Source organism: Streptomyces sp. NPDC058964, assembly GCF_042741275.1.
GTDB lineage: Bacteria > Actinomycetota > Actinomycetes > Streptomycetales > Streptomycetaceae > Streptomyces.
On record NZ_JBHYKH010000534.1, the window covers coordinates 1 to 4,649 of the forward strand.

Genomic DNA, 4,649 nt, shown 5'->3' on the forward strand with positions numbered 1-4,649 from the left:
CGCCCGCGCCGCGGACTGCGACGCGCCGCCCGGAGGACGCCGCCGCCGCGCTCGCCGCGCTGCAGTACGGCACCGCGGCGGCACGCGCCCCGAGAAGCGGGAGCGCGGACCACACCGAGTCCGAACCGGCCCACAGCCACCGGGCCGACGACACCGGACAGACCGAACACGAAGAGGGAGCGACTCGATGACCAGCCGCGATGCAGGCGACACGGCATGGGTGCTCGAACCGGTCCTGCAGGTGCCGCACGTAGTCGCCGCCGTCCTGCTGACCAGGGACGGACTCGTGACGGGCTACACCGACGCGCTGTCGCAGCCCTCGGCCGAGCGGGTGGCCGCCATCACCAGCACCGTGCAGGGCGCCTGCCGTACCGCCGCGGCCGCGTTCGCCGACCGGGACCGCGCCGAGGTGCGCCAGGTCGTCATCGAGTCCGACCACGGCTACGTGCTGATCGTGCCCACGGACCACGGCACCTGTGTCGCGGCCTACGGCGACCCCGAGGTGCGCCTCGACCTGCTGGCGCACCGGGTCCACTCGCAGGTGGCCCGGCTGGGCGAGAAGGCGATGGCGGCCGCGCCCAGAGCCGCCGACGGCGCCGCGTCGGCATGACCGGCCGCCGTGGCGGCCGTCCCCTGGTTCCGGCGTACCTGTCGACCGGCGGCGTGGCCCGGCCCAGCCGCCCGCACCTGGAGCGGCTGTCGGTCCTCACCGCCGGCGGGGAGCCGGTGCCCGCGGGACTGCCCGCCGCTCAACTCGCCCTCCTGGACCTCCTGGACGGCGGATCGCTGACGGTGATGGAGGCCGCGGCCCTGCTGGAGCTGCCGGTCTCCGCCGTACGTGTGCTGGCCGCCGAACTCCTCGACCGGAACCTGGTCCTGGCCCGCGCGCCGATCCCGCCCGCCGAACGGTTCGACCCCGACCTGCTGAAGAGAGTGGCCGATGGCCTCCGCGCCCTCAAGCACCAGTGACATCCGCGGCACTGGTGGCATGCATCTGCCCGACAGCGCCCGCCACTTGGTGAAGATCCTGGTGACGGGCCCCTTCGGGGTGGGCAAGACGACCCTGATCGACTCGGTGTCGGAGATCCGGGCCCTGCACACCGAGGAGCAGCTCAGCGAGGCGTCCGCGCGGATGGACGACCTCGACGGGGTGCGGGAGAAGTCGACGACGACCGTCGCCATCGACTTCGGGCGGATCAGTCTGCCGGGCGGGATCGTGCTGTACCTGTTCGGCACACCCGGCCAGGAGCGGTTCCGGCCGCTGTGGGACGACATCGCATACGGGGCCCTCGGCGCCCTCGTGCTGGTCGACAGCCGCCGGATCGACGCCTCCTTCGACGTGCTCGGCCTGGTCGAGGAGACCGGGCTGCCGTACGCGGTCGCCTTCAACGCCTTCCCGGACGCCCCGAGCCACTACACCGGCGAGCAGCTGCGCGGAGCCCTGGACCTGGAGCCGGGCACGCCCATGGTGACGTGCGACGCGCGGGACCCGCACTCCTCGATCGACGCGCTGCTCGCCCTGGTCCAGCACCTGATAGACGATCCCCGAGCGGAGAACCGGTGACCACCCAGCCAACGGCGCATCAGTCCTTCACCGTCTCGGCGCCCGTGCGGCTGTGGGAGGACGGTTTCGCCGAGGATCCCCGTCGCTACTACGCGGCGCTGCGCGCGCAGGGCCCGGTGGGCTGGGCGGAGCTCGCGCCGGGTGTGCCGGCGTACGTCGTCACGGACCGCGCGGCCGCCCTGGAGGTGCTGCGCGACACCGACACCTTCTCGCACGACCCGCGCGACTGGGAGGCCACGGTCCCCGACGACTCGCCGGTCCTCGCGATGATGCGCTGGCGGCCCAACGCCCTGTTCTCCGACGGCGGCGCCCATGTCCGCTACCGCACCACCCTCATCGACGTCTTCGACCTGGTGGAGCCGCACGACCTGAGGGCGCGGGTGCACCGGGCGGTGCGGCTGCTGGTGAACCGGTTCGGGCCGCTGGGCGAGGCGGACCTCGTGGCCGGCTTCACGCGGCCGCTGATGGCGCTGGTGTTCAACAACCTGTTCGGGCTGCCGGACAGCCAGGGCGACCGGCTGAACGAGGGCCTGGGCAAGATGATGGAGGGCGGCGCCCAGGCCGCCGAGGGCGAGCAGCAGTACGCCGAGTACGTGCTGAAGCTCATCGCCGCCAAGGTCGAACGGCGCGGTGACGACCTGCCGAGCCGGCTGCTGGACCATCCGGCCGGGCTGACCCCCGAGGAGGTCACCTGGCAGGTGTTCCTCACCCTCGGCGCGGGCTACGAGCCGACCGCGAACCTGCTGTCCAACTCCCTGTCCAGGATCCTGGGCAACCCGCTGTACTACTCCACCCTGACGAGCGGCGCCCGCCCCGTCGCGGACGCGGTGGTCGAGGTGCTGCACCACGAGACGCCGCTGGCCAACTACGGCATCTACTACGCCCGCAGACCCGTGTCGTTCCACGGGGTGTGGGTCCGGGACGCGGTACCGGTGGTGGTCTCGTTCGGGGCGGTCGGCCTGTTCGCCGAACAGGAGACACCGGCCGGCCGGCACCCGCGGGACGCCTCGCACCTGTCCTGGGGCGCCGGCCCGCACGCCTGCCCGGTACGGCACCACACGCTCCTCATCGTGACCGAGGCGATCGAACAGCTCACCCAGTGGCTGCCCGACCTCGACCCCGTCGTGCCCCGGGAGCTCCTCGGCTGGCGGCCCGGCCCCTTCCACCGCTCGCTGACGTCCCTGCCCGTGCGGTTCAGCCCCCGCTCCCCCGACCAGCCAGGAGAGTTGCCGTGACCGTGACCGACCGTGTCGACCGCTTCGCCGTCGATCCCTTCGGCGCCGACATCCCCGCCGAGGCCGCCCGGCTGCGCGCCCTCGGCCCGGTGGTGCCCGTGGAGCTGCCCGGCGGGATCCCCGCCTGGGCCCCCACCGGATACGACGTCCTCAAGGAACTGATCCTCGATCCACAGGTCAGCAAGGACCCGCGGCTGCACTGGCGGCTCTTCCCGGAGATCGGCGAACATCCCTCCTGGGGCTGGATCCTGGGCTGGGTCGGCGTGGTCAACATGCTCTCCACGTACGGCCCCGACCACACGCGGCTGCGCAAGCTGGTGGCGCCGAGCTTCACGCACCGGCGCACCGAGGCGATGCGCCCGCGCGTGGAGGCGATCACCACGGAGCTGCTCGACGCGCTGGCGGCGGCCGGGGCCGACGGCCGGACGGTCGACCTCCGGCAGGGGCTGGCGCACCCGCTGCCCATGCGGCTGATCTGCGAACTGTTCGGCGTGCCCGAGGAGATGCGGGAGGACACCGCACAACTCATCGCGGCGATCATGGACACCACCGACCCGAGTCCGCAGCACGCCGCGTTCGTGCAGGAGCGGATCGGGGCGGTGCTCGGCGGGCTGATCGCGCACAAGGTCGAGCACCCGGGCGACGACATGACCACGGAGCTGATCCGGGTCCGGGACGAGGACGGCGACCGGCTCAGCTCCGAGGAGCTGCTGTACACGCTGCTGCTGGTGATCGGCGCCGGTTTCGAGACCACCGTCAACCTCATCGGCAACGCGATCGTCGCACTGCTGCGCGACCCCGGGCAGCTGACGGCCGTGCGCTCCGGCGAGGTCTCCTGGGACGCCGTGGTCGACGAGACGCTGCGTGTCCACCCCTCGATCGCCTCGCTGCCGCTGCGCTTCGCGGTGAGCGACCTGAAGGTCGGTGGCGTCACCGTTCCGGCGGGGGATGCGATCATCACGACGTACGCCGCCGCCGGACTGGACCCCGCGCACTACGGGGCGGACGCGGACGTCTTCGACGCGACGCGCGGGGCCGACGACCATCTGGCGTTCGGCATCGGGGTGCACCGCTGCATCGGTGCTCCGCTCGCCCGGATGGAGGCGCTGACGGCCCTGCCCGCGCTGTTCGACCGGTTCCCGGATCTGCGGCTGGCCGTCGGCGCGGACGAGCTTCGGCAGGTTCCGTCCTTCATCGCCTTCGGCTGGCAGGAGGTCCCGGTCCGTCTGGGGGGCTGAGCACCCGAAGGGGGCGCGACCGGTCCCCCGTTCCGGTCGTGCCCCCGCGGAATGTGAACTTACGTGCAGGTGGGGCCGTTGGGTATCGCGGCGGTGCCCGTTCCCGGCGCACGGAGGACTCACCCGTGCACAGGTGAGTCCGGTTGGCCCGGTTACGTCCCCTGGAGTGCGGGTTCGGCGAGGTCGCCGGTGGCCAGCAGGGCCAGCACCACCTCGTAGAGGTCGGCGCCCGCGGCGAGGAGCTGACGTTCCAGAACGGGCTCGGCGCTGCGCACGTGCTCGCGCACGGTCTGGGCATGGACACCCAGGTCCTGGGCGGCGCGTTCGGCGTTCCCCCCGGCGGCGATCCAGGCGCGCAGCGTACCGCGCAGATCGCGGCCGTCCCGGGTCAGCCGCCCCAGCAGGTCGTGCGCCCACGTGCGCAGTGCGGTCCCGGCGAGCAGGTCGCCGAACCGGACGGCGCCGGCCCCGGGGGCGGTGTCGGCGGTGTCGTGGCGGGGGGGCCCGGGCGCGGGGGGGGTGGGCTGGGAGGGTTGGGGGGCCTGGGGGGCGTGGCCCGGGGGGCCGCCCCCGCCCCCGATGCCGTCACCGCCCGTGCGGGCACCGTAGAGG

Annotated in this window: 6 protein-coding genes and 1 pseudogene; 6 read left to right on the plus strand and 1 reads right to left on the minus strand. The window is 73.3% G+C overall.

The annotated features are described in order from the left end of the window. The 6 genes and pseudogenes from ACFW2E_RS39390 to ACFW2E_RS39415 all read left to right on the plus strand — a co-directional run. Positions 1 to 191, plus strand: a pseudogene (locus ACFW2E_RS39390) (protein kinase); the annotation flags it as partial. After that, positions 188 to 610, plus strand: a complete 423-nt coding sequence (locus ACFW2E_RS39395) for a roadblock/LC7 domain-containing protein (protein ID WP_384474641.1) — start codon at positions 188 to 190, stop codon at positions 608 to 610. The pseudogene ACFW2E_RS39390 and the gene ACFW2E_RS39395, both read left to right, overlap by 4 nt. Further along, on the plus strand, positions 607 to 969 hold the full coding sequence (locus tag ACFW2E_RS39400; protein WP_384474644.1) for a DUF742 domain-containing protein: 363 nt from the start codon (positions 607 to 609) through the stop codon (positions 967 to 969). Before ACFW2E_RS39395 ends, ACFW2E_RS39400 begins: the two co-directional genes overlap by 4 nt. Continuing rightward, positions 941 to 1,564 carry an ATP/GTP-binding protein gene (locus ACFW2E_RS39405; protein WP_384474647.1) on the plus strand — a complete coding sequence of 208 codons (624 nt, stop codon included), beginning with the start codon at positions 941 to 943 and terminating at the stop codon, positions 1,562 to 1,564. Before ACFW2E_RS39400 ends, ACFW2E_RS39405 begins: the two co-directional genes overlap by 29 nt. After that, a complete protein-coding gene (locus tag ACFW2E_RS39410) occupies positions 1,561 to 2,799 on the plus strand; it encodes a cytochrome P450 (RefSeq protein ID WP_384474650.1) in 1,239 nt (412 codons plus the stop codon). Before ACFW2E_RS39405 ends, ACFW2E_RS39410 begins: the two co-directional genes overlap by 4 nt. Further along, positions 2,796 to 4,037, plus strand: a complete 1,242-nt coding sequence (locus ACFW2E_RS39415; protein WP_384474653.1) for a cytochrome P450 — start codon at positions 2,796 to 2,798, stop codon at positions 4,035 to 4,037. Before ACFW2E_RS39410 ends, ACFW2E_RS39415 begins: the two co-directional genes overlap by 4 nt. 152 nt (positions 4,038 to 4,189) lie before the next feature. Here the strand turns inward: ACFW2E_RS39415 and ACFW2E_RS39420 are convergent. Then, on the minus strand, positions 4,190 to 4,649 hold a 460-nt coding region (locus ACFW2E_RS39420; protein WP_384474657.1), incomplete at its 5' end, for a helix-turn-helix domain-containing protein.